At 43.4% G+C, this 25,437-nt stretch carries 22 protein-coding genes; 15 read left to right on the forward strand and 7 right to left on the reverse strand.

Going from position 1 to position 25,437, the window contains the following annotated elements; all coding sequences use genetic code 11:
• Nucleotides 1-295: 295 nt before the first annotated feature.
• From AB1401_08685 to AB1401_08700, 4 genes are all read left to right on the forward strand, one after another.
• Nucleotides 296-1,003: a respiratory nitrate reductase subunit gamma gene (locus AB1401_08685; GenBank protein MEW6615524.1), complete on the forward strand. Its 708-nt coding sequence runs from the start codon at nt 296-298 to the stop codon at nt 1,001-1,003.
• Nucleotides 1,004-1,015: 12 nt separating this feature from the next.
• Nucleotides 1,016-2,359, forward strand: a complete 1,344-nt coding sequence (locus AB1401_08690; GenBank protein ID MEW6615525.1) for a (Fe-S)-binding protein — start codon at nt 1,016-1,018, stop codon at nt 2,357-2,359.
• A 48-nt stretch (nt 2,360-2,407) separates the two neighbouring features.
• Nucleotides 2,408-2,848 carry a response regulator gene (locus AB1401_08695; GenBank protein ID MEW6615526.1) on the forward strand — a complete coding sequence of 147 codons (441 nt, stop codon included), beginning with the start codon at nt 2,408-2,410 and terminating at the stop codon, nt 2,846-2,848.
• Nucleotides 2,849-2,911: 63 nt separating this feature from the next.
• Nucleotides 2,912-4,969, forward strand: coding sequence for an ATP-binding protein (locus AB1401_08700; GenBank protein MEW6615527.1), 2,058 nt, complete (start codon nt 2,912-2,914; stop codon nt 4,967-4,969).
• 13 nt (nt 4,970-4,982) lie between these two features.
• Here AB1401_08700 and AB1401_08705 read toward each other — a convergent pair whose 3' ends face one another.
• From AB1401_08705 to AB1401_08730, 6 genes are all read right to left on the reverse strand, one after another.
• Nucleotides 4,983-5,417 (reverse strand): Rrf2 family transcriptional regulator, encoded by a 435-nt coding sequence (locus AB1401_08705; protein MEW6615528.1) that lies wholly within the window; start codon nt 5,415-5,417, stop codon nt 4,983-4,985.
• A gap of 9 nt (nt 5,418-5,426) precedes the next feature.
• Entirely contained in the window at nt 5,427-6,101 is a 675-nt protein-coding gene (locus AB1401_08710; GenBank protein MEW6615529.1) for a hypothetical protein, read from the reverse strand.
• 139 nt (nt 6,102-6,240) lie between these two features.
• Nucleotides 6,241-6,873, reverse strand: coding sequence for a PHP domain-containing protein (locus AB1401_08715; protein MEW6615530.1), 633 nt, complete (start codon nt 6,871-6,873; stop codon nt 6,241-6,243).
• A 5-nt stretch (nt 6,874-6,878) separates the two neighbouring features.
• Nucleotides 6,879-7,370 (reverse strand): DUF2889 domain-containing protein, encoded by a 492-nt coding sequence (locus tag AB1401_08720; protein MEW6615531.1) that lies wholly within the window; start codon nt 7,368-7,370, stop codon nt 6,879-6,881.
• On the reverse strand, nt 7,370-7,882 hold the full coding sequence (locus AB1401_08725; GenBank protein ID MEW6615532.1) for a DUF2889 domain-containing protein: 513 nt from the start codon (nt 7,880-7,882) through the stop codon (nt 7,370-7,372). Before AB1401_08725 ends, AB1401_08720 begins: the two co-directional genes overlap by 1 nt.
• A gap of 102 nt (nt 7,883-7,984) precedes the next feature.
• Complete coding sequence (locus tag AB1401_08730) at nt 7,985-8,641, reverse strand: CBS and ACT domain-containing protein (protein MEW6615533.1); 657 nt, start codon at nt 8,639-8,641, stop codon at nt 7,985-7,987.
• A gap of 526 nt (nt 8,642-9,167) precedes the next feature.
• Between AB1401_08730 and AB1401_08735 the strand changes: the two genes are divergently transcribed.
• From AB1401_08735 to AB1401_08750, 4 genes are all read left to right on the forward strand, one after another.
• Nucleotides 9,168-10,373, forward strand: a complete 1,206-nt coding sequence (locus AB1401_08735) for an ABC transporter substrate-binding protein (protein MEW6615534.1) — start codon at nt 9,168-9,170, stop codon at nt 10,371-10,373.
• Between the two features lie 167 nt (nt 10,374-10,540).
• Nucleotides 10,541-11,740 (forward strand): ABC transporter substrate-binding protein, encoded by a 1,200-nt coding sequence (locus AB1401_08740; protein ID MEW6615535.1) that lies wholly within the window; start codon nt 10,541-10,543, stop codon nt 11,738-11,740.
• A gap of 172 nt (nt 11,741-11,912) precedes the next feature.
• Nucleotides 11,913-13,118, forward strand: a complete 1,206-nt coding sequence (locus AB1401_08745) for an ABC transporter substrate-binding protein (GenBank protein ID MEW6615536.1) — start codon at nt 11,913-11,915, stop codon at nt 13,116-13,118.
• A 146-nt stretch (nt 13,119-13,264) separates the two neighbouring features.
• Nucleotides 13,265-14,476 carry an ABC transporter substrate-binding protein gene (locus AB1401_08750; protein ID MEW6615537.1) on the forward strand — a complete coding sequence of 404 codons (1,212 nt, stop codon included), beginning with the start codon at nt 13,265-13,267 and terminating at the stop codon, nt 14,474-14,476.
• 202 nt (nt 14,477-14,678) lie between these two features.
• Here the strand turns inward: AB1401_08750 and AB1401_08755 are convergent, their stop codons facing one another.
• Nucleotides 14,679-17,090 carry a sodium-translocating pyrophosphatase gene (locus tag AB1401_08755; protein MEW6615538.1) on the reverse strand — a complete coding sequence of 804 codons (2,412 nt, stop codon included), beginning with the start codon at nt 17,088-17,090 and terminating at the stop codon, nt 14,679-14,681.
• A gap of 527 nt (nt 17,091-17,617) precedes the next feature.
• Here AB1401_08755 and AB1401_08760 point away from each other — a divergent pair.
• The 7 genes from AB1401_08760 (at nt 17,618) to AB1401_08790 (ending at nt 25,416) form a co-directional block, all read left to right on the forward strand.
• On the forward strand, nt 17,618-19,408 hold the full coding sequence (locus tag AB1401_08760) for an ATP-binding protein (protein ID MEW6615539.1): 1,791 nt from the start codon (nt 17,618-17,620) through the stop codon (nt 19,406-19,408).
• 16 nt (nt 19,409-19,424) lie between these two features.
• Entirely contained in the window at nt 19,425-19,835 is a 411-nt protein-coding gene (locus AB1401_08765) for a response regulator (GenBank protein ID MEW6615540.1), read from the forward strand.
• 6 nt (nt 19,836-19,841) lie between these two features.
• Nucleotides 19,842-20,234, forward strand: coding sequence for a response regulator (locus AB1401_08770; protein MEW6615541.1), 393 nt, complete (start codon nt 19,842-19,844; stop codon nt 20,232-20,234).
• A gap of 149 nt (nt 20,235-20,383) precedes the next feature.
• Nucleotides 20,384-21,874 carry an ATP-binding protein gene (locus tag AB1401_08775; GenBank protein MEW6615542.1) on the forward strand — a complete coding sequence of 497 codons (1,491 nt, stop codon included), beginning with the start codon at nt 20,384-20,386 and terminating at the stop codon, nt 21,872-21,874.
• The gene (locus AB1401_08780) at nt 21,852-23,291 is read left to right on the forward strand and encodes a sigma-54 dependent transcriptional regulator (GenBank protein MEW6615543.1); all 1,440 of its coding nucleotides are present in this window, start codon (nt 21,852-21,854) and stop codon (nt 23,289-23,291) included. The genes AB1401_08775 and AB1401_08780 overlap by 23 nt, the downstream gene beginning before the upstream one ends.
• A gap of 479 nt (nt 23,292-23,770) precedes the next feature.
• Nucleotides 23,771-24,331 (forward strand): hypothetical protein, encoded by a 561-nt coding sequence (locus tag AB1401_08785; protein ID MEW6615544.1) that lies wholly within the window; start codon nt 23,771-23,773, stop codon nt 24,329-24,331.
• Nucleotides 24,328-25,416: a sulfite exporter TauE/SafE family protein gene (locus AB1401_08790; GenBank protein ID MEW6615545.1), complete on the forward strand. Its 1,089-nt coding sequence runs from the start codon at nt 24,328-24,330 to the stop codon at nt 25,414-25,416. Before AB1401_08785 ends, AB1401_08790 begins: the two co-directional genes overlap by 4 nt.
• Nucleotides 25,417-25,437: the final 21 nt, after the last annotated feature.

Consider the following 25,437-nt stretch of genomic DNA (forward strand, 5'->3'; position numbering starts at 1 on the left):
TTGTCATCAGTGGAGGTATTGCCAAGAATATAGGGGTAGTGAAAAGGATAGAAGAGAAGGTAGGGTTAAAGGCAAATATATGTTTTGAGCCTCAGATAGTAGGAGCCCTTGGCGCGGCAGTTTTTGGCAGGGAAATCCTCGAAAAAAAGGCTAAAAAGCAAATGATATAGTACTTTTAACCCTATCTTATAGGGGGAGGTAAGCCTATTTCAAGTAACATGTTGGGAATAAAGGGGTTTTTGCCTAAAAGATAAAAATATTTTGACAATACGAAATTAGTTTTAAGGAGGATATTATGACAGTGATTAAACTAGTTGTTGGTGGGATACTCCCGTATATTACATTGGTTGTTTTTTTATGGGGTATTATTTACAAAATCCGCAAATGGAACAGGGCTGCCCAGGGGAAGATGACCCTCTACCCTACTTCCTCAACCCCAGGTGGGAAATGGAGAAAAATTATTAAAGAAGTTTTTATTTTCCAGAGCCTTTTTAAAGGCAACAAGACTCTGTGGGGTGGGACTTGGATATTTCACGCTAGTCTTGCCCTGATTTTCATCGGTCATTTCAGAGTGGTAACCGACTTTCCTATTCTATGGCATGCACTTGGAATGGGAAAGGATGATGTGGACACTTTCTCTGACACGGTTGGGGGAATAGCTGGGTTAATTATTCTTGCGATGGGAATATACTTGCTTTTTCGACGAATTGTGATTCAACGTGTTAAGGAAATCTCTGATTGGGAAGATTACTTCACATTAGGTTTGGTCCTCGCCATTATCACTAGCGGAGATATAATGCGGTTTATAACCCATTTTGATCTTGCTCAAACCAGGGAGTACTTTGCAGCCCTTGTCACTTTTAGTATAGTATCTGTCCCTGCTGATCCTGCTTTTCTTGTGCACTTCTTTTTGGGACAGTTATTGATAATCTACATACCTTTTAGCAAATTTTTACATATACCCGGCACATTCTATAGCAAATCAATAATTTATCAAGAATAGAGAGGTGTTATAATGAGCGAAGAAAGAGTGATTTCCCATAGTGATATCGAAAAAGTAATCAACTCTGTAAATGCCATCAAGGATGGCCCCAGAGCCCTTCAACTATATATGGACATCTGTGCTAAGTGTGGAACGTGTGCTGAGCAGTGCCATGTGGCTAGGGCCAACCCTAATCGTCGAACAAACCCGGCTGCCCGATCTGACCTTATCCGAAAGCTGTATAAACAAGATGGTTCAATACTCACAAAGATCAGTGGTCTCTTAAACGGCGACAACAAGAATTTAAGTGCAGATGACGTGCAAATATGGGTGCGAGACTTCTACGAGTGTTCTGGTTGTCGCCGCTGCGCATTATACTGTCCTTTTGGTATCGACAACTCCGTGATCACGCGTAAAGGTCGTGCTGTTGTTCATGCTCTTGGCCTCTCCCCAAAGATGATGGTGCAAACCCAAGAGACATCCGATAAATTCGGAAACGATGAAGGGCAAACTTATAAGTCCTTCTTGAATGCCGTTGAATTCCTCGAATCGGAGTTAGAGGAAGAGCACGGCATTCCTATCAAAATACCTGTTGATCAGGAAGCAGACATTCTATTTGTGCCGGCTTCGGCAGACTTAATCTCATTTCCCGAAACTCAGATGGGATCTGCAACGTTTTTCCATGCAGCTGGATTAAACTGGACAATGAGCTCAAAGGCCTTCGACGGCGCAAATTTTGGGCTATTTACTGGTGACGATGCCCACATGAAGCGCAAGAATAAGGTACTCCACGACGCTTGCCTGGAGCTTAAGGTAAAGAAACTTGTAATTGGTGAGTGTGGTCATGCTTATCGAATCGCTAAGCGTATCGGGGGACCTTTCTATTGGGGCAATGATATTCCTTATGAGGTTACTAATATATTTATACTCGCGGCAGAAAAGCTAAACAAAGGAGCCTTTAAGCTTGACCCAAGTAGAAATGCAGAACCTGTAACCTATCATGACCCGTGCAACTTCGCACGAAGCACTGGGGTAATTGAAGAACCACGAGCTTTATTGAGGGCATGCGTAACTGATTTCCGGGAAATGACCCCAAACCGGGAAAATAACTGGTGCTGTGGAGGCGGAGGTGGCCTGGCAGTTATGGATGGCAAAGAAGGGGTAGAGAAGAATGAGGTTACTTTTATGGAGTATAGAATGAATGTAGGGGGAAAGATGAAGTTGAATCAAATTAAAGAGACGGAAGCAAAATACGTGGCAGCTCCATGCGCTAACTGCAAACGACAGATTATGCAACTTATGGACTACCACAAGATGGATGTTAGGGTCGGAGGGGTGTTCGACCTCTTTGATAAAGCTGTAATCTTGGATAAATAAGTAATGAACGCAGAAAAAGTAAGAGTTTAAAAAAGGAGGGGCATTAAAATGGGACATTTGGAAAAGGAAAATTTAAGAAAAAGAATTGTTGTCATCGATGATGAGGAAGACTTGACAACCTACTTCTCAACAATATTGGAAGAGAATGGTTTTTCCGTTAAAACAGCCAACAATGCTGTGGACGGGGAAAAATTGATAAGAGAGGACCCTCCTGATTTGATTTGCCTGGATTTATTAATGCCCGGTAAAACAGGTGTAAATCTGTTCCTATGGTTACGTCGACCAGAAGAGCCGTTAAGGGATGTTCCCCTGATTATAATTACGGGTATTAAGGAACAAATCAACGTCGATTGGAAAGATATCATCTCTAAATCCAAAGTTCGAGTACCTGATGGTTTTATTGAGAAACCTGTAACGCCGCAACGCCTTATGCGTGTCGTCAACAATGTTCTCAGCCGTGGATCTGAAAAGGAGGTTGTATTTGGATAAGAAATGAACATGGTGTTAAATTTATTGGGTTGATTCCCTCAATTTATTCTTTGCAGGTTTAATATGCAAGTCTTGCCACCTTTATCGCGCCTTCAGTTTCACGGAAATCGCCCTACTCTCATATACAGCAAACTGTCATTTCACAACAAAATACTGCTTATTGTCTTCCTCCTGCTGATTCTTTTTGGCCTAGTGGGGGCGATCGCTCTTCAATGGGCACTTAAGGTTCATCTTATAAAGGAATACGAGAACCACTTCCAAACTATCACCGATTCATTGTCTCATCACCTGGTGTCTCTGGTTTTGATTGGAGACAGAACTGGAGTGACACATTTGCTTTCAGAAGAGAATAAACTCTATGGAAGCAGTCTCTATATGATTGTTAATAACAAAAACGGAGAAACGCTGGGGCAATCGTTAGACCGAGAATTACCGTTACAACATACCCAAAATAATCTTGGGAACGAAGCCACCGAAAATAAAAACAGCCAAAACATTAAAGCCCACGATAAAACCATCATGGAGATAGTTTCGCCTATTATTCATGAGGGGAAAAACATCGGTGCAATAAAGATCGGTTTTTCTACATCATCGATGAACGCTTTCCTCAGGCAGTTTATGACCATCTATCTATCGATCTTCGGTGCCATGATTTTTATTTTCTTCCTCATCGTAAGACCTTTTCTGCGATATACTACACGCCCAATAGTTACTTTGACCCGTGTTGCAGACGAAATATCAGTGGGTAACCTGGATATGGATATTTTCTTTGGGAAGCATGTCAATTGTTGGGAGATTAAAAAGTGCGGGCATAGGGACTGTGCAGCTTACACAAATATAGCGGTTCAATGTTGGTTTGTCGATGGTACGCCTTGTGAGGGTTATGAACCCAAATTCCCCGAAAAGCTCAAAGGATGTCAAAAATGTGAAGTCTACAAAACCCACAAAGGAGATGAGATTGTTCAACTGGCGGATTCATTTCAGCACATGATATACATGCTCAAGACTTCCAGTACCGAACTTGAGAAGTCTTACAAATTTCAGAGCAACATGATTCAGAATTCTTTAATGGGAATCATTGCAGCAAATGAGGTTGGGACTGTAAAGATTTTCAATCTCGTTGCAGAAAACCTCACCAAATATTCCGAATCAGAGGTCATCGACAAACTGTCTTTAAATGACTTATTTTCCGAAGAGATTGCTGTAAAGATTAACCGTCCACTTATATATGATTATGGTGTAGTGTTGCGCGGTTTTAAACCCATGGAATCTGAAATTATGGACAAGAACAAAGAGCCAATACCAGTTAGACTCTCGGGTATAAACCTGTACGAGGAAGAAGAGCATTTAGGGAAGGTTTTCTTTTTTCAGGATCTTCGAGAGATAAAGAAACTTCGTCAAGAACTGATCCAGTCTGAAAGACTTAGCGCTACTGGTCAGGCTGTAGCCAGTATCAGCCACTCGATCAAGAACATCCTGGATGGCCTTTTGGGAGGTGTGTACATTTACAAGAAGGGGAATATGATAAATGATAGAAAGGATACTCAAAAGGGTTGGAAGATGATCGAAAAGAACATCGACCTCATTTCTGAGCTTGTGATTAACCTATTGAACTATGCAAAAGACCGTGAGTCTATTTTTGAGAAGTATGACCCCAAAAATATAGTTGAGGATGTAATTGAAACAATGGAGAATAAAGCCCATAATAAGAATATCGAAATTATCTCGGAATACGAGGGGGATTTCGGTGATATTTACGTAGATTCACACGCCCTGTATCAATGCCTAATGAACTTGGTGTCTAATGCAATCGATGCTACCCCTCCTGGATATCCGGGCCAAATTGCCATTAGACTAAAATCGGAAAATCAGGGGGGGATTATCTTCGAAGTATTAGACAACGGCATTGGAATGAAAAAAGAAATCCGGGAAAAGATTTTTCACGGAATGGTTAGCACCAAGGGTTCAACAGGTACAGGTCTTGGACTATTAGTTGTAAAGAAAATCGTATCAGAACATGGAGGAATTATAAAAGTAGAATCTGAAGAAAATAAAGGCTCGTGCTTTAGAATCTGGCTGCCTAGCAATAACTCAAATGCCCAAGTCTTCGGTTCCAAATAGGTAATCATCTTATTTACTTATTCGCATTAGACATTTGCAAGAAGATCCCCTTTTTAAGAATGTCTTCTAAAGTCGTAGTTCTTAAATAGTCCTTGATTAGCTCACTAAGCTCAACCCATGTTGGACGCGATATGCATTCGTCAGATCGGTAACACAATTTTGCATCTTTAACACAGTCAATAAGCGACATATCTCCTTCGACAGCATAAAGGATGTCAGCTAGGGTTATTTCTGAAGGGGAGCGGGCAAGCAGATATCCCCCGTTTTTTCCTCTAACGACTCTTATGAGCCCGGCCAGTTTTAGAACACCCATTAATTGAGTCAGGTATTTCTTTGAAATGCCCTGATTTTTCTCTATTGTTGCTAGTGGGAGCGCTTCTTTCCCATGATGAAGTGCAAGTTCAATCATCGCTCTAGTGACATATCTTCCTCTACAAGACAATCGCATTTATTTAGATTACAACTCCTCCTTTGGCAAAAATGCTCGTTCTATAACGAAACGAAATGACTGTGTCATGTGTACCATACTTCCCAAATGTGTCTTTGCTGCCACCTTTCTTGCTTGTTCAATGGGAGAATAACAAACAAGCAGTATATCGCTACATGATGCATCAATGTCGGTCTCGTCAGCAAGGGTAATTGGTGCCCAGATTTTTCCAGCTCTGTCACAAAGCACAGGGCATCCTTTCAGACTGAAATTGCTGTCTGTCTGATTCAACATTTCTCCTTCCTTTCCTATACGAAAGACCAAAGGGAAAGAAACATGGGAAATATCCATGACGCTCCATGGGCACATGGATTTCAAAGAAAGAAGGTCTCTGAAGATCACACCTGGCTTTTCAGCCTGAATACCCTGACCACTAAAAACTCTTTTAGCTAAGAGTTCGAATGACGATACACACCTCTCCTTGGAAAGTCCCCCCTTCATTAAAAGTGAACGAGTAGAGAGAACAACAGGTTCCTCCATATACGGTTTATCAAAGAATTTTCTTTGAAATATAGAAACTGCCCCATCGATGGCAATACGCAAGACAGTCTCGTGTTCTCCATTCATTAACCGCAGCCATGCGAAATGGAGGCGCCATCCTGTCAGTTTGTTGAAGCATTCTATTTCTGTAGAAGATGGTAACATCTTATTAGAAATGTCCAGTTAAATGATTATATATAGTATATGGGTAAATATTAAAAATGTCCAGTTAATTTCCAAAAATCGCCGCAGATATTAGTAATTCATCACCTAGATATGTCCATATCTCTCCCTAATCTTAATACTAACCCCTTTGAAAATACCCGGCATTAAATCTTCCCGTCTTTAACTCTCTTATGAGGTCTTCCTGGCTAGCTATCTTATTTTCAAATATGGTAACACATCTGCCAATATCCTTTGTAGAGTGGGCATCACTCCCCCCAACCGGTCTTAGATTCAGTCTATCGCATACCTGGCATGAAAAATCATTCTCCTTGGGCGTCTGCCTCCCACTGAATATTTCAATGCCGTCAACAAACTTAAAGAGATGGTTTTTACTGGCATCGTCCACATTCATCTGCAGTTTGGAAAAACCAAACAATAAAAAACCCCTAAAGGGATGGGCTGCTATCATAAACCCATTAACGTTATTCACCATTTGACGCAAATCTTCAATAGGAGTTATCCCTTGAAAGTTTTTCTGAAGCCCAAAAACCAGTACATGTCCTTCTGTAGTATCTATCTCAACTCCTTGAAAGATCGAGATTCCAGATTTTTTCTCAATCTTCAAAATCTCCTGGGGATCCCAGACCTTATTGTGTTCCGTAAAGCATACCCCGTCCAACCCGATCCTTTTAGCCTCTGAGGCAGCTTCTTCCGGTTCCATCTCACTGCAAGGAGAGAGCCTTTTTGTATGAATATGAAGGTCGACTACCATTTTAATCACCAGGAAACATTAAGTTTTTTAATCAGGCTACTATCCTTGGAATACGTTATGCATCGGTCTCTGATTTTAGGCTCATTGTTTACCAACCCTTTAATAAAATCATCTTTACTGATCCCTTTAGATTTAGCATCTTTCCATTGGGTCTGTATAAGGGCAGGAAAAACAGCATTGCAGCACTCGATAAAGAGGTCTGCCAGATGCCGGCATCCTCCCCTGCCAACAAGCTTCTTTATCTTTGTCTCAAAATCAGAACCGCCTATCTGAATGCCCACCGCATCACTAAGGATGCTCGGGGCTTTAGTACACTCCGGAGTGGTGTATCTCTTCATATTGCCCCTGGCACTGAATATGGTAAGTTCGGGAGTCTTTACCTCTATGTCCAGCTCTATGGTGTAGACATTATCATCCAGAAACCCATGTACCAGAAATATACCACCTTCCCTCTTCTCCACACCTATGGACTTGGTTCTTGTAAATTCAAACATCATTACACCCCCAGTCTTCTTCTCAGTTCGTTACCCTCGGTGAAGGCTATACAGCTCGCAACCCTTGGATTGTGTTCCAGCATGTCCCTGAGTACCTGCTCATAACCTTCATCGGTCTCCGATGCAAGCTGCTTGTCAAGTTCCTCAACGGTAAATCCCATTATCATCGCATTGCAGCCTTCGAGTATCATATCAGCAAAGACATTACACCCATTAGGCCCCCCTATTGTTTCTTTTACCAATCTGGTGACTCCTGCCCCTACACGCATACCAATTGCACGTTTCAAAATCTCTACGTTGTTTTTACACTCCTCGGCAAAGGATCGAATTATTCTGCCCTGTATCGATACGATCTTTAAATCAGGTATTTTAACTTCTATTTCCATCTCGGCAGACATGAACGTATCATCTGCTCTGACCCTTGCTATGGTGTTCCCATTATCCATGTTCTCCGCAGCTGCATGAATATTCTTTGTGTAGCTGAGTACCCTGTTGTCTACATAACCTTGAACCATTGTTTTACCTCCCGTAAGAATCCCTTTTCTTTTTCTGACCTCCCTGGATATATCTCAGATATACACATTCATTCAGGAACTGATAAACAGGGATCTTTTTGTCTACCCTTTACTGTCCGATATATACATCAAATTGAATTTTTGTAACTCTTTCTTCAAAGTCTCAAGCTTAACCCTCTCAATGTTCTTCATTCTTATGTAAGCGTGACGGTATCCTTCTTTTGCCTGTTCATACGATGTCATTATACAGAGCATACGCCCCCCGTAAGACCGCAGTACATCGGCAACTTCTTTAATAGAGCCGGGCTTATCTTGAAGTTCAAATGCAAACTGGATACCCCCTTGTCGGACACCTGTCATACTGATGAGGACCTTAAATAGGTCCGATTCTGTGATAATCCCTACCAGCCTTCCATCCTCCACTACGGGAAGTACCCCAATCTTTTCTTCTGACATAATCAAAGCCGCTTCCTCAACTGTATCTGTTGGAGAAATGGTTTTTAGGTTTTTCTTTGTCATAATATTTTTAATCTTTATCTTATCTATAAGATAATTCAACTCGTTAATAGCCAGGGTTGTAGCCTTGGATGCTGATTCTCTGTTAATGTCAAGATTCGTTACAATCCCTATCAACTTTCCTTTTTTCACAACAGGCAGACGTCGTATATTGTTTTCCTTCATCAGCTTTATAGCCGTGTGCATGGATTCCTCTTCATCGATAGTAATTAAATTCGTATTCATCCAATTTTTTACTAACATATTAAAGCCTCCATTTAATGTTATTCGTTAAGCTCCACCTTCAAAACATCCATACTAATCGTATAGCCTTCTTATATTTTCTTTTTTCTTATTTCCAGGATAACTTAAAAATCCTTTTGAACCTTACACCTCCTTTCTCCTTGAATATCTTCAATATATCTTCATTTCGGAAATTGCTTATAACCCCTATCCTATTAAAATTGAATAATAATAACAGTTCTGCACTGCCATTTCAAGGATTATTCATTAAAAATTAAGGGTGCTTTCAACGTTTCTTTCTATTTTATGCAACTTTCCTTTGACACAGTGTAACCTGTGCGTTTACAATAAAGTTGTTTGCCTTTACTATCCTTATTCTTAGTAGTTGCCAATACCTTGTCTACCATGATTTTCCCACTGATTCTTATTTCATCAGCTGCCTTTTCCTTTTGGCACAATTATTGAACTTAGAATGCCTAGAGAAAGATTACAATGCATATGAAGAAAACGGTGGTTATAAAAAGCATAAATGGAAAGGAGATTGAAAATGAAACTAAAAAACAAATTATTGATATTGATTGTGTTATTTGTTAATATTTTTCTGATTTACGGCTCTTTGAGTTACGCAAAAGAGGTCAGGGGAGTAACGGATACGGTGATAAAAATAGGGGTGATAATGGACCATACAGGTCCTGCTGCCAATGTTACGTTGCCCATTGCTAACGGCATTAAGACTTACGCCAGATATTTTAATGATCAGGGAGATGTTTATGGAAGAAAGCTAAAAATTATTGCAGAAGATGACCGCTATTCAATTCCTGCTGCCATTGCGGCGTATAAGAAGTTGATTTTCAAAGACAGAATATTTACCTTAATAGGTCCTGGTTCAGCGAGCTTTGTCCCGCCACTGTGGGATAAATGGCAAAAGGATAAGTTGCCGACTATGTGTGTGGTATTCAGTGAACTTACCGTAGATCCCTATAAAAAATATATATTTATTGCCTGTGATACCTATGAGCGGCAGGTAATGGTTCTTACAGACTACATAGTCAAAGACTATAAGTTGAAGAATCCAAGGATTGGTATAGTACGTCCTGATACCGAGGCCGGTAAAACCGATTTGAGAGGTGTGCTTCCGAGGCTGAAGGAGTATAATATAGAAGCTGTAACAGAGGAAATAGTGATGGCGGGTGCAGTTGATGTGAGCTCACAGGTCATGAGCTTGAAGAGGAAAAATACTAATTGTATCATGAATATCGGAACAATTACCTCGACAGCTGTTACCTTGGTCAGGGAATTAAAGAAATTTGGATACAAGATACCGGTTTTTAATAGCTGGGGGGCGATGCTTGCAGAGGATCTCAACGAGATTGGCGATGCTGCAAGTCAGACATATGTGGTAACCGGACTCGTTCCATGGTATGGTGAAGGGCCAGGGGTAGAAAACTTGAGGAAAGTCACATTGAGGTATTTCCCCGGAACAGAGAAGCCTTATAGAGGTACAGGATTTACTTACGGATGGGGGCTTTTAACCATTTTAACTGAGGGGCTAAAAAAGACTGGCAAGGACCTGGATGAGGACGGTTTGATAAAGGCTCTCGAAAGCCTTGAGAATTATGATACCGGTGGACTTCTTCCACCTATCACGTTTACCTCGAAGAGCCATAGAGGAGGGCAGGCATCAAAGATTTACAGAGTAAACCCTGCCAGGAAACAATTTGTCGCTCTGACGGGATGGAAGAGACTAGAGTAGTCGTTGCTTAAAATTAAAGTTTAACCTTATCTTATAGGGGGAGGCGAGCAAATTTAAACTAACGTTTTGAGAATAAGGGTTTTTTTGCCTAAAAAGTGAATTGCCCCGCCCACAGGACGGGGCATCTGGGTTAATAGAAAACATTTTATTTTTGGAAGGAAAAAATTATGAGAAAAATTGTTTTTGGACTGGTTGCAGCCCTGTTTGTATTCTTGACTTTATCCTGTACTAATAATGTCAACGCTGAAGTACGAGGTGTAACAGATAAGTCAATAAAAATAGGGGTGAGTATTGATATGACAGGTCCCGCAGCGGGTACTTGCGTCCTGGCGACTGAGGCGATGAGGACATATACCAGGTATATTAACGATAGTGGTGGTGTCAATGGAAGACAGTTGAACTTAATTATAGAAGATGACCGTTACTCGATTCCACCTGCTATTGCCGCTCTTAAGAAGCTGGTTTACAGAGACAAGATATTTGCTTTGATAGGGCCTTCATCTATAAGCCAAACCAATGCCCTGTGGAAGAGCATTCAGAAAGAGAAGTTACCGACCATATCTATCTCACTGCCTGAGGTTGCTGTTAGCCCTTTTAAGAGGTATTTATTTGTGATCACCGATATCGCTCCGGGCCAGGCGAAGGTTCTTGTTGATTATATGATAAAGGACTTCAATCTGAAGGAGCCAAAGGTTGCTCTGGTTTATCCTGACACTGAGGCTGGGAAAACAGACCTTGCAGTTGCAATAGAGAGGCTTAAGAAATACAATATAACACCTGTAACAAAGGAGGTACTGGCTCCTGGTGCTATCGATGCCAGCTCCCAGGTGATGAGTATACAAAGGTACAAAGCAAATGTCATAGCCCATGTCGGGACTATCCCCTCAACAACCATTACTCTGCTCAGGGATTCAAAGAAGATGGGATTAAAGATACCGGTTTTTGGCAGTTTTGCTGCGATGCTTGGAGAGGAAATAAACGCAATTGGTGAGGCAGCAAACCAATTCTACTCTGTTCACGCCATGTCTCCCTGGTACGGTAAGGGGCCGGGCGTGGAAGAGATGAGAAAAATCACACTGAAATATCACCCTGGGACGGAAAAACCCTATCGCGGAACATTTTACACCCATGGCTGGATTCTCAAGACTGTTATGGTAGAGGGTTTAAAAAGAGCCGGTAGAAATCTCGACGGAGAAGCTCTGGTAGATGCCATTGAGAGTATTAAGAATTATAATACCGGTGGGCTCTGTGCTCCTATCACTTACAGTTCGGAAAGTCATAAAGGCGGAGATTCATGGAAGATATACAGGGCAGACCCCGCTGGTGGGAAGTACATCCCCATGACGGAATGGAGGAAATCAGAGTAATTTGTAAAAAGCCAGGCAAAACACCCTGAAAAAGACAGGCTATTAAGTGGTCGAAAAAGCAGGTCTCAGGAAGTAAATTGGAAATATTGGAAAATCTTTGGACGGGAAATCTTGGGGCAACATACTAGTTTTTTGTTGACAGAAGTAATCATAAAATAAGGGGAGACTTAGTATGAAGGTGAGAAAGGATGTATTGTTGGTAGTTGGATTGTTGGTAACTATTTTTTTGATTTACAGCTCTTTGAGCCACGCAAAAGAAGTCAGGGGTGTAACAGATAAATCAATAAAAGTGGGGGTGATTCTTCCTATAACGGGTCCTGCAGCAAGTCTTGGCGTCCCGGCGGCTGATGCAATAAGGGCTTATATCAGGTATGTTAACGAGCATGGTGGTATCAATGGAAGACAGTTGAATTTAATTGTAGAAGACGACCGTTATTCCATTCCCCCTTCTATTGCTGCCCTTAAGAAGCTGGTTTATAGAGATAAGGTATTTGCCTTGCTGGGGCCAGGGTCTGCAAGCCAGGTCAATGTCCTGTGGAAGGGTATCCAGAAGGATAAGTTACCTACTATCCCCGTTGCGACGCCTGAAATCGCCGTTATTCCTTTGAAGAAGTATATATTTATCATCATTGACACCTATGCAGGCCAGGTGAAAGCTCTTATCGATTATATGATAAAAGACTTCAATCTGAAGGAACCCAGGGTTGCAGTGGTCCACCCTGACACCGAGGCCGGTAAAATAGATCTAGCTCCCACACTGGAGAGGCTTAAGAGATACAATCTGACACCTGTAACAAAGGAGATACTGAGCCCTGATGCAGTGGATGCCAGCACTCAAGTAATGAGTTTCAAGAGGTACAATGCTAATTGTGTGCTCCATGTTGGAACTATCACCCCAACAACAATCACTTTAGTCAGGGATTTAAGGAAGCTTAAGTTGAATATACCAGTATTTGCCAGTTGGGGAGCAATGCTTGGAGAGGAAATGAACGCAATCGGTGAGGCAGCAAACCAACTCTACTCTGTTCATGCTACGTCTCCCTGGTACGGTAAGGGGCCGGGTATTGAAGAGATGAGAAAAATCACGCTTAGATACCACCCTGGAACAGACAAACCCTATCGTGGAACAATATACACCCACGGATGGATCATGGCGACTGTGCTTGTAGAGGGGCTCAAAAGGGCGGGGAAGAATCTCGATGAAGAAGCTCTGGTAAGTGCTCTTGAGAGTATGAAAAACTATGATACCGGTGGGCTCTGTGCCCCTATCACTTACAGTTCAGAAAGCCATAAGGGCGGAGACTCATGGAGGATATACAAGGCAGACCCTGCTGCTGGGAGGTTCATCCCTATGACGGACTGGAGGAAGCCAGAGTAATCGTTGTTTAAAATTAAAGTTAGCATATTATAGAATCTGGTTTAGTAAACAATCTCGATAGCAATTGGGTTTGGTCAGAATGCAGGGGAGGGTAACCTCTCGATTTTGCGGATGTTCAGGGTTTAAATGAACAAAGGAGATTTGGTATGAAGGTGAGAAAGGATGTATTGTTGGTAGCTGGATTGTTGGTAAGTATTTTTTTGATTTACGGCTCTTTGAGCCACGCAAAAGAAGTGAGGGGAGTAACGGATACAACGATAAAGATCGGGGTTATATTGGACCAAACAGGGCCTATTGCAGGGGATATAGGGATACCGATAACCGAGGGAATCAGGAACTATACAAGATATGTCAACGATAAGGGTGGAATATTCGGAAGGAAAATAAAGTTGATAGTTGAGGATGACCACTATTCCATACCTGCCTGCATAGCTGCCTTTAAGAAGCTTCTCTTCAAGGATGAGATATTTGCTATGTATGGGCCTGGTAACGCAGGAGGGGCAAAGGCGCTCTTTGGACAGATAGAAAAACTGAAGGTTCCAAACATGAGCATAGCCCCTGATGATGCTCAGATAAATCCGTTAAAAAGGCATATATTTATGCCCTTCAATGTCTACCACGATCAGTGGGGGGTGGTCTTAGATTATATTATAAATGATCTTAAAGCCAAGAAGATCAATGTAACATTTGTATATTGGGACTCAGAGTCGGGCAAGGTAAACCTTGCATCTGTCCGGAAATGGGCTAAGTTTTTCAACTTTAACCTCGATACCGAGATAATAAACATGGGTGCCCTCGATGCTACCTCCCAGGTGATGACCATCAAAAGGAAGAACCCAACTCATATCCTGATACACCATGGTGCTCCAGGCGTTGTGGCTTTACTCAGAGATTTAAGGAAATTTGGTCTTAACATTCCCGTTTATGGAAACATAATATCATGCACGGAAGATACAGTAAGAATGGGAGGTAGTGCATCAAAGAATTATATAGGCGCTCATCCCTTCTCTTCCTGGTACGATGACGGAAAGGGCGCGGAGGAGATGCGAAGGATTACCCTCAAGTATAAACCTGGTACTGAAATGCCATATCGCAGCAAGATGTATACTGGGGGTTGGATGTTTGCTGCCCTCATTTGCGAAGGGCTAAACAGGGTTGGAAGAAATATGAGTATTGAGGGATTTGTAACGGCCCTGGAAAATATAAAAGACATGGATACCGGAGGGCTTTCCGGTCCAGTCACTTTTTCTCCTACCAATCATCAAGGGATACATCGTACAAAGCTTTACAGAGCTGATCCGGAAAGTGGGAAAGTTGTCCCGATTACGGATTGGAGAAAGACTCCGGAAATAAAATGAGGACAATGTTATTTTGAACATCTTTCCCTGCTATCCCGCTTAGACGGGTTTGAAGGAAAGGTTATGTTTGAGTTTATGATAAACGGATAATGATTAACTTCTGCTCCGACAGTAGTAGGGGCATTAAAGCAGTTGACTTGCCCAATGTGGGCAAGCCAACTATTCTGCATTTGAAACTCATTCTATATCGTATCACCGGTCTTTATACTTTTGGAATCCGCATGGCGTAAAATGATCGCCAAACAAATATCAGGCTTACCACAAAAAAGACAATCCCCACCCAACCTGCACTGCTCCTCATTCCTGGGGCGATTGCAATCTCCATGGCTAAAATGCCAAAAAGGGTAGTAAACTTTATGATAGGATTTAATGAAACTGAAGACGTATCCTTATAGGGGTCTCCTACGGTATCTCCAATAACGGTAGCTTCGTGCAAGGGAGTACCTTTTTCCTTCAAATCAACCTCCACCACCTTCTTGGCATTGTCCCAACACCCTCCGGCATTAGCCATAAAAATAGCCTGGAACAGACCAAACACTGCAATTGCAATTAAGTAGCTAATGAAGAAGGATGCCGGAGCATTTGAAACACCCGGTGAAGAAAAGAAGGCAAAGGCTAAGGTAAAGCAGAAGACGGCAACGAAGATATTGAACATCCCTTTCTGGGCATATTGCGTACAAATCTTAACCACCTCTTTGGAACTCTCAGTGGAAGCACTCAGGGTTGCCTTATCATCGAGTTTTATGCTTTTCTTGATGTATTGAACCGCTCGGTAGGCACCGGTGGTTACCGCCTGGATCGAAGCACCGGTAAACCAATAGATTACCGCTCCACCGCATAAGAGACCGAGGAGTGTGTAAGGGTTCAGTAGATTTAAAATGGTTTCTGGTTCAACCCCTAAGGTCTTCTTCAGAAGCAAAATCAAAGAGAAAATCATCGTTGTGGCACCTACGACCGCAGTACCGATTAAGACCGGTTTTGCCGTTGCCTTAAAGGTATTACCACAGCTGTCGTTCTCTTCCAGTTGATGTTTTGCTGTATCAAAGTTTGGCTTGAATCCGAAATCCTTTTTGATTTCAGAAGAGATATTTGGGATCGTTTCAATCAGGGATAACTCATAAATGGACTGGGCATTATCAGTAACCGGTCCATAACTGTCCACCGCTATGGTAACCGGTCCCATTCCCAGAAAACCAAACGCCACCAGACCAAAGGCGAAAATGGAAGAATAAACCATAAAATTATCAAGGCCAAAGGTACTGGTAAAATAGGCAAGAGACATCAAACCAGTGATAGCCATACCGAGCCAGAAAGCGCTAAAATTACCAGCCACAAGACCAGAAAGGATGCCAAGGGAAGCCCCCCCTTCTCGGGCTGCAGTCACTACCTCCTGACAGTGGGTTGACTTAGAACTGGTAAATACCTTCACGAGCTCGGGGATAATTGCCGCGGCAAGGGTTCCGCAGCTTATAATGACCGAGAGTTTAAACCATAGATTATCAGGGTATTGAGAAAGCTGCCAGTAACTGACGATAAATGTAACTATGATGGAAAGAATCGAGGTAATCCATACCAGGGAGGTAAGAGGGGCTTCAAAGTTGATACTTTCTTTACCTCGATTTACAGCTGTTGTGGCTCCTTTATTGATAAAGTAAGCGGCAATAGAGGTAATGATCATCAAGATTCGCATTATAAATATCCAGGTGATGAGTTCTGCCTGGTACTGCGGGAAAACCCCTAAAACGATGAAGCTGATTAAGGCAACCCCGGTTACCCCATAAGTTTCAAAACCATCGGCAGTAGGACCAACGCTGTCTCCTGCATTATCACCGGTACAGTCAGCGATAACCCCTGGGTTTCGAGGGTCATCTTCCTTGATATTAAAGACGATTTTCATTAAATCTGAGCCGATATCAGCAATTTTAGTGAAGATACCACCACACATACGAAGCGCAGACGCACCGAGAGATTCACCGATAGCAAAACCGATAAAGCAAGCGCCGGCATATTCACGGGGGATAAAAACAAGAATCGCTAGCATCATTATGAGCTCCACACATACTAAGAGGAGTCCGATGCTCATGCCGGATCTTAAAGGAATATCAAGTAATTTTAATGGCTTGCCTTCCAGGGAGGCAAATGCCATCCGGCTGTTTGCAAGGGTATTCATCCTTATCCCAAACCACGCCACGCCATAAGAACCGAGTATCCCAACCACCGACCAGCCTAAAATGAGTAAAACTCCATGTGCCGGCATGGCTTGCAATACACCAAAATAATAGCCGATACAGATGGCAATAAAGATCTCCAGAATAATCAACAGCTTTCCTTGCTGGATCAAATACGTCTTGCAGGTCTGGAAAATAATGTTTGATATATCTAACATTGATTTATGAGCAGGCAAGCCTTTAACCTTGATGTATTCATAAAGGCCAAAACACATACCCAGAAAACAAATGAGAAAACCAACCATTAATAGGTTGTTTTGAGTCGCGGTTAGGACAGGAATATTAAGCTCTGCTTCACTTGCAAAGAGGGGGGCAGCAAAAGACAGAAGAGCAAAACTCAATATGCCTGTAGTTACCCATTGCCTAGTTTTTAGTTTTGAAATCATTTTTTTATTTCCTTTCTGAATTTAGTCGTTTTTACAGCTTCTTCAACACGGTCAGGTTAAACCTTCAAAATCTCCTTTCCTACAAGATTCTCAATGATTGATTTAACTCCTTTACATACACTATTACCTCCTTTTTATTAAATTAATCCTATCTTGAGCAGTCGGGATATTTCTATGTCTTCTTTATCTAATTGGATGATTCCGCATGCCGTCCTTGCCGTATGGGTGAGAACTTTTATCCGTTGACTATTATCCTCTTCTTTAGTATTGTTATATTGGATTTAGGCTGGCTATTAAGATTTAAGAGTTTTTAATTCTACCAAATTTGGAGAGTTATTACAATGAATTTTTCGAAAATATTTAAGGCAAAAAATCCCTGAGGCATATCGAGGGAATTTTTTATTGCTTTCCCCACCTCTGGCATATTAGTTGCACTCTCATTCCCGTAGATAAATGTACCCGTGATAATATGAGGGTGGCGATTTTTTTATTAGAGACATAGTACCTTCTTGAAAAGGGGTTCATTCATGAAGCTTGGATCGGAAACTATTGGCAATGGAGATCAGATCGGCGGAGAAAGAGGGGGAAAAAATCATTATTCCAGACTATACCGGAAATTTGTATTCCTTACCCTTATCTGTTCCCTGGCTCCCCTTTTTCTGGTTGGCTGGGGTATCTACATTTACTACTCCGGATTTTCCAGGATGAGGATAGAGAACTACTTCAAGAGTCAGGTTGAACACCACCGGGGAATAATAGAATTGTTTTTAAGAGAACGAACCTCCGATCTCCAATTAGTGATTTTTACCCATTCTCCCGATTATCTGCAAAAAACTCCAAACCTCAGGCGTGTTTTCAACGTCATGAACCGGGAGGGTTGTTTTTTTACGGACTTAGGCATTATCGATGACCAGGGGAGGCATCTTGCCTATGTCGGCCCTTACGATTTGATGGGGAAAAACTATTCAAAGACTTTCTGGTTTAAAGAAGTCATGAAAAAGGGGGTTTATATCAGTGATATGTTTATGGGGTTTCGGAATGCCCCGCACTTTATCATTGCTGTCCTCCGAACTGAGGGGAACAGGAAATGGATTTTAAGGGCGAGTATAGATACGGAATATTTTCGTTCCCTGGTTGAAAACGTCAAGATGGGCAGGACCGGTGAGGTATACCTTTCTAATCGGGAGGGAATTTTGCAAACCACTCCTCGTTTCAGCGGTAAAATTATGGAAAAGGCACCCTTACCGGCGGCGTTTTTCCATAAGGAAAGTGGAATCGGTATTTTAGAAACTGACAGAGATGATCCAAATCAGCAGTTTCCACGTCAGATAATAGCCTATACCTGGCTTCAAAATCCCCGTTGGAAGCTGGTGATAAAACAGGATTATTCCGAAGCCTTCAGGGATGTGAACCATGCCAATCGGGCAGCCTTAATTTTCCTCCACTTAAGCCTCCTTGTCATCCTGATCATCTCTGTGATCAGTACCCGATATATGATTAAAGTCATAAAAAAACGAGACGAAGAGGCAGACCGGCTGAACAAGCAACTCACCCAGGCTAGTAAATTAGCTTCCCTGGGCGAGCTTTCCGCAGGGGTAGCCCACGAGATCAATAATCCTCTGGCGATCATCCTGACCGAAAACCAGGTTATAAGGGATTCAGTTGAGGAAACACCGAATCTAGACGATAGCTTTAAAACGGAATTGTTTACATCTTTATCTCAGGTAGATGCCCAGGTGCAGCGTTGTAATCTTATTACCCAGAACCTTCTCAGGTTTTCGCGCCGTACCAAATCCCGTCTGGAGACGGTAAATCTAAATGCCTTTCTTGAAGAAATCATCCAGCTTATGGAGGGGAGGGCAAAAGGAATGGGCATTCAGTTTTCTGCTGACCTGGATAAGGATCTCCCAGCCTTCCTCTCTGACCCCTCCCAGCTTCAGCAGGTATTTTTAAACCTTATCACCAATGCTTTTGATGCGCATGACGGGAAGCCTTATGGAACCATCAGTATCAGTACCCGTTCCAACAATCAACGCGAGGGGGTGGAGATTGTGGTTGCGGATACAGGTTCGGGCATCTCTCCTGAGAACATGGAAAAAATGTTCGACCCGTTTTTCACCACGAAGCCCGTTGGAAAAGGAACCGGATTGGGACTTTCCATCTCCTACAGCATTATCAGGCGTTTGGGAGGAGACATTTCAGTGCAGAGTGAGATAGGGAAGGGCACCCAATTCAATCTCTTCCTCCCTTTCATGCCGCCTGCCGACGTTCAGGAAAATTTGGATGATGTTTTTATAAATCCTCACTCTTCTGCCTAGAAAGGAGAAACCGAAAATGAAAATACCCAGAATTCTCCTGGTTGATGATGAGGTGGCATTTGCCAACAACGTCCTGAAGCTTCTATCTAAAAGAGGGTATGATGTCATTGCTGTAAATGACGGAGAAAGTGCTATCCGTACCCTCGGGGAAAAAGAGTTCGACGTTGTAATCCTTGACATGAAGATGCCGGGGATGGATGGTATTGCCACACTGAAAGAAATTAAGGAAAAAGAACCTCTTGTAGAAGTGGTAATACTTACAGGACATGGGACTGTTGAATCGGGGATTGAAGGGATGCAATTAGGGGCTTTTGATTTTGTGATGAAACCAGCCAATATTGCCGATCTCCATGAAAAGGTCTGCCAGGCATACCAGAGAAAGTTGATCGAGGAAGAAAGAATCAAACAACAGGAATCAGGCAGGTGAACCGGTATGTCAAATTCAACGCGTGTTCTTCTGATTGATGATGAGAAGCTCTTTCTGGAGTCCTTAACCAAGGTCCTGCGAAAAAGAGGGATGGTAGTTCACTCTGCTTACAGCGGGTCTGAGGCAATTGCCATCATTTCTGCTGGGAAGTTCGACGTCATCGTACTTGATCTCAAGATGCCCGAGATGGACGGGTTGATGACCCTGAAAGCAATCCGAGATCAAGATACCCTTACACCGGTAATTCTCTTGACCGGCTACCTGGACATCGAACGTGTAACCGAGGCACTGAAAATGGGCGTTACAGAAGTCCTCCTCAAACCGTGTCCTGTGGAAACAGTTGTTTCCGCTATCGAGAATGCCCATGAGCGAAAGGCAATAGCAGAAGAGAATAGATGACAGACGGAAATTTTCAGACCTCAGACCTCTAATATCTGACCTCCGACCTTGATGGCGTCGTAAAAAGTCCATCTGTCCGCCTCTGGCGGATTACTTTGCCATTCCAATTTTGACTTTTTACGAGTCCGTCAACCGTGGGGAAGCTGTGTATGCGAAAGATTATTAGCCTGCGGGCACGCATAATACTTATCCTGTCTGTTCTGATTTTAACTGTTATAGGTTGTAGTGTGGTAACAATCTGGTACGCAGAGGTTATAGAATCGCTTTTTACCAGAGTGGTTGATAAGGATGTAACCTCTTTCCGGGTGGCAGTCAACCTGGAAACTGCACTGGCAAGACAGAAGGGGTTCACAAGCTATTATTTCATGGATGGCAACCCTGACTGGTTAAGACAACTGGAGCAGAATCACCAAGTCTTCAATAAAACCCTCAGGGAAGCCCGGGAATCGGTACAAACAGAGATGGGAAGGAATATCCTGGACAGGATCTGGTCGGAATATAGCCATTATAACGATTCACGCAGGCAGGTTATCAGGTTTTATCAGAAGGGAGAAAAGGAAGCCGGTTCCAGGCTTCACATGGAGATTCGCCGGCAGTTCATGGACATTTATAATCTTTGTGAGCAATATAAGGGTATCCATGAAAAGAGTATTGCCATGGTACGAAACGAGGTCCTTTCACGGACTCGATTTAACAATGCTATGATAATGGTATTTATACAGGTTGCTGGCATGACGGGGGTATTACTCGCTTATATCCTTTTTAAACAGGTCTTGGAACCTATTCGTCAACTGACCAGAGAAACACTTCCTGATGACGGCGACAGGGTTCCTTCTTCAGACGAGGTTAAGACTCTCAGCCACCAGGTGTATGGTCTGATCAAGGATGTAGATCAGACGCAGAGCAAACTGGCAAGGAGTCAGGCTAATCTTGTACAATCAGAAAAATTGGCAATGGTAGGAAAATTGGCAGCAGGTGTAGCCCACAGTATCAGGAATCCTTTGACTTCGTTGAAAATTCGATTATTTTCCCTGGGGCGTGCCCTTTCCCTCTCTGCTGGCCAGAAGGAGGATCTTGAGGTGATTTCCGAGGAGATCCACCATATTGATACCATTCTGCAAAACTTTCTTGCCTTCTCCCGTCCGCTCAAGCCAAGGATGGAAAAGATCAGCCCCTCGGATGTAGTGGATCTGGCATGTCAGCTACTCTGGCATCGCTTTGAATCCTCTGGCATTGAGGTAGAACTCTGTCGTGAAAAGAGGCTCCCCTTGATTCTGGCAGATCCATATCAGTTGAAAGAAGCCCTGATAAATATACTGGTCAATGCCTGCGAAATTATGACAAATGGCGGCATCATTAGGATAAAGGAAGAAGAGGGTGAAGGGGATTCAGGAAGAGAGGTTATCATAAGGGTGATAGACAATGGCCCGGGTATCCCGGAAGATCTACAGGATAAGGTCTTTCTACCCTTTTTCAGTACCAAAGAGGAGGGAACAGGCCTGGGTTTAAGCATTGCCCTGCGAATTGTGGAAGAACACGACGGTCGGTTGGATCTCAGATCACAGGAAGGAGAAGGGGCACATTTTATCATTACTCTTCCCTGTAAGGAAAAGGACGATGGGAACTATCCTGATTGTTGACGATGATCATCAATTGAGACAGAGCTTTGAAAAGCTTTTAACAGAGGAGGGACATACAGTATTAACTGCCTCCAGCGGTGAAGCAGGTCTCTCTGTAATAAAATCGGCTATGTCTGATCTGGTTATTCTGGACGTGCGTCTACCGGGAATGAGTGGTCTGGAGACATTTCAGGCTATCCGGGAGATAGATCCGAAGCTCCCGGTAATCGTTATGACAGCCTTCGGCACTACCGAAACGGCTATCGAGGCAACCAAATTGGGGGCATTTGATTATGTCCTCAAGCCTTTCGATATCCCCGACATCCTGAAACTTATTAATCAGGCATTGGAGGCAGGTCGCCTTGTCCGCTCCAGGGTAGAGATGGACGTTGTTTCCAAAACGGAATCTTCTGAGATCATTATTGGACAGTGCAGAGCTATGCAGGAGCTTTACAAGACTATCGGTCGGGTAGCTCCCACTGATGCCACGGTGCTCATCCGGGGTGAATCCGGGACGGGAAAGGAGCTGGTGGCGCGCGCCCTTTATCAGCACAGCCTCAAAGCAGACAAACCTTTTATGGTGATCAACTGCGTGGCTATCCCTGAAACACTGCTGGAAAGTGAACTATTCGGGTACGAAAAAGGGGCATTCACCGGTGCTGTGAGTCGCCGCATAGGGAGGATCGAACAGGCACATAAGGGAACAATATTACTTGATGAAATAGGAGATATGCCATTTAGTATCCAGTCCAAGATACTTCGCCTGCTTGAGGAAAAGAGTATCGAGCGCCTCGGTGGACGTGATCCCATCCCGGTAGATGTCCGTATTATCGCTGCGACCAACCGGGACCTTGAAACAGCAATTGCAGATGGGTGTTTCCGGGAGGATCTCTATTACCGGCTAAAGGTAGTTACTATCTGGCTCCCCCCTTTACGGGAGCGTCTACAGGATATTCCGCGGCTTGCCGATCATTTTCTCGCCAGGTTTGCCAGAGATATGAACATGGATAATCCAGGTATGACCCTGGAGACAAAGGAGATGCTCAACCGTTATAGCTGGCCCGGCAATGTCCGTGAATTGTCCAATGCCATACAAAAAGCCCTGATTTTCAGCCGGGGTTACCCCATTCGGCCGGAGGATATCTCCCAGGCCATTGAGAAAAAGGATGCAATGATTGGAAAATTGGAGGAGCTTTGTCCTGAGGAGACGATCCAGCAATGGGTCCGCAGGGCACTCCTGTCAGGAAATAATGAGTATGTATTTGATTCTTTGCGTGAGCGTTTCACCAGTGTAATCATCCGCGAGGCACTCGATATCGCAGGTGGCAACAAAAGCCGTGCTGCGAAGCTCCTCGGTCTTTCCAGGCCTACCCTCCTGGCCAGAATTGAAAAATACCATATTAAGGTGGAAAGATCGGTGAAAACAGAGGAGATTTGATATCCCGAGTCTCCACCAATGACAGAAAACTTTACAGGTTGTAAAAAATCCTGACATACCTCAGGGAGGGGAAGTCTTCCCCTGCCGGTAAATCGTACATTTTCACACCCATAGAGCAAGCTTTCATCCGTAAGCGATCAGTAACCTCTGGTACATTCTTTCATAAATATGCAACACTGTCATTTCGAGCAAAGCGAGAAATCTCAGTTCCGACCTATCGGGATGCATGATTAGAAGATATCTCCCGGAGCTTGCCCTGAGTGTAGCGAAGTGGTTGATATGACATCTCAATTACAAAACGCTCTACTAGTGCTTTTTGTTTTTGCTGAAAGCTGATGGCTGAATGCTTGTTTATAAAATGGCACGTACTTTGCTAATAATAGTGCCAGGTAAAAATGCGGTCCACGGGGTAAAGAGATCAAAACAAGTCAGGGGCATTTAAAACAGGGTTGCAAAATCTAGATAAAGGAGGTCATTACATGGCAGAGGTATCGAAAGGAAGGGGAGCAGTTAAGTTTCTGTTCTGGACGATAGTGGCGGTAGCGTTATTTTATTACGCATTCCACTCCTATTATTCAGGGCAGATGGTTTCGTGGTATTATTATAAGGCGGGCGCGGAGGGGTACGCTGTTAATACGAAAGCTTTCAAAGACGCTTCGAAGGAGAAACCGGCAATGTTAGAGATTGGTTCCTTTGAGACTATCCACGGCCTTCAGGCAGTGCCGGTCAAGAAAGGGGACCGTTTGCCAGCAAACGCCGATGGAATCATCAATAATGAGGTTATAAAAAAGGGTAAGCGGGCTAAGATAGAAGACAGGTATCTGAAGGTGATGGTGCCCAAGGAGGTAAAAGAGGCAAAAGGTTTTAAATACAAGGACACCTTCAAGCATAAGGATATCAAAACAAATCCATGGTCCGGGGTGTGGAATGTATCTATAATTTTGGCTTTAGGATTGAGTCTAGGGTTGTTGGCAGAGGGTTTCACCGATATTTTAGGATTCAAGGTGGAAAAGATAGAACATTTTGAAGGCATTCATTGATTAGAGGAGGCAGAACAATGTTTGATTTTTTAATTGCAGGTATACAGGCGCCGATATTCCTCCTGGTCTTGACTGGCCTGACGGTAGGTATGGTCGGCGGTTTTATCGGGGTAGGGGGCGGCTACATGGTCACTCCAGCCCTTATCGTGTTCGGTTTCCCGGGCTACATGGCTTCTGGAATTGATATGACCCATATCGCGGGCAAGTCTATCGTGGCTACGGTGCGCCACAGGCAGCTCGGAAATATAGACTGGGTCCTGGGTCTGGCGATGGTGGGTGGAACTATGTTAGGGGTAGAACAGGGGGTCAGGCTTCTTACCTACACTAAAAAGCTCGGGCTTTCCGGTATTATTCTCCTCACCGCTTCAGTGCTCATCATGATTGGTCTCTTTGTTTATACGCAGGTAGAGACCCACAGATCAACCAAGAAGATCAGCGAGCTCGAAAAGAGTGGTAAAAAGGTTGGCCGTGAGCTAAGTGTGAGCAGAGGGCCCAGGATATTCCAGAGCATTCCGTTATTTCCTATTGTGCGCTGCAGGACTGCCCGTATTGTGGTTTCCATGTGGGTCATCGTTGTTGTGGGCATTGTAACAGGGATAATGGCAGGATTCTTCGGTGTAGGGGGCGGCTTTATCAGAGTGCCTGCACTGGTTTATGTGGTTGGTGCCTCGACACACATTGCTGTGGGGACGGACCTACTGGAAATTGCAGTTTCAGGTGGTTATGGTGCCTTGAGACATTCGATGATGGGAAATGTAGACATGATTGCCGTCCTCTTCATGATCGTGGGTGCCATGTTTGGAGCGCAGTTCGGCAGTATTGCCACGTCATACGTGCGCGGGCCTGCTATACGTTACATCCTCAGTTACTCCCTCGTCCTGGCTACAGTGGGGGCATTTTTGAGACTCTTCTATATGTTGACCGGTTCAAAATACGAGGTACTCTCTTTCTTTGCTGTGGTATTTACCCTGGGGGAGATGCTGTTTCTCTGTAGTTTCATCGTTTCTCTGGTGCTATTTTCGCTCCGTTACCAGAAGGGGAAACCTGTCCCCGCATGGATACCCCCGCTGGTAGTGGCAAAATAGCACTTGAACTTAGAAAAGGAG

The organism is Thermodesulfobacteriota bacterium (genome assembly GCA_040757775.1).
Lineage (GTDB): Bacteria > Desulfobacterota > UBA8473 > UBA8473 > UBA8473 > UBA8473.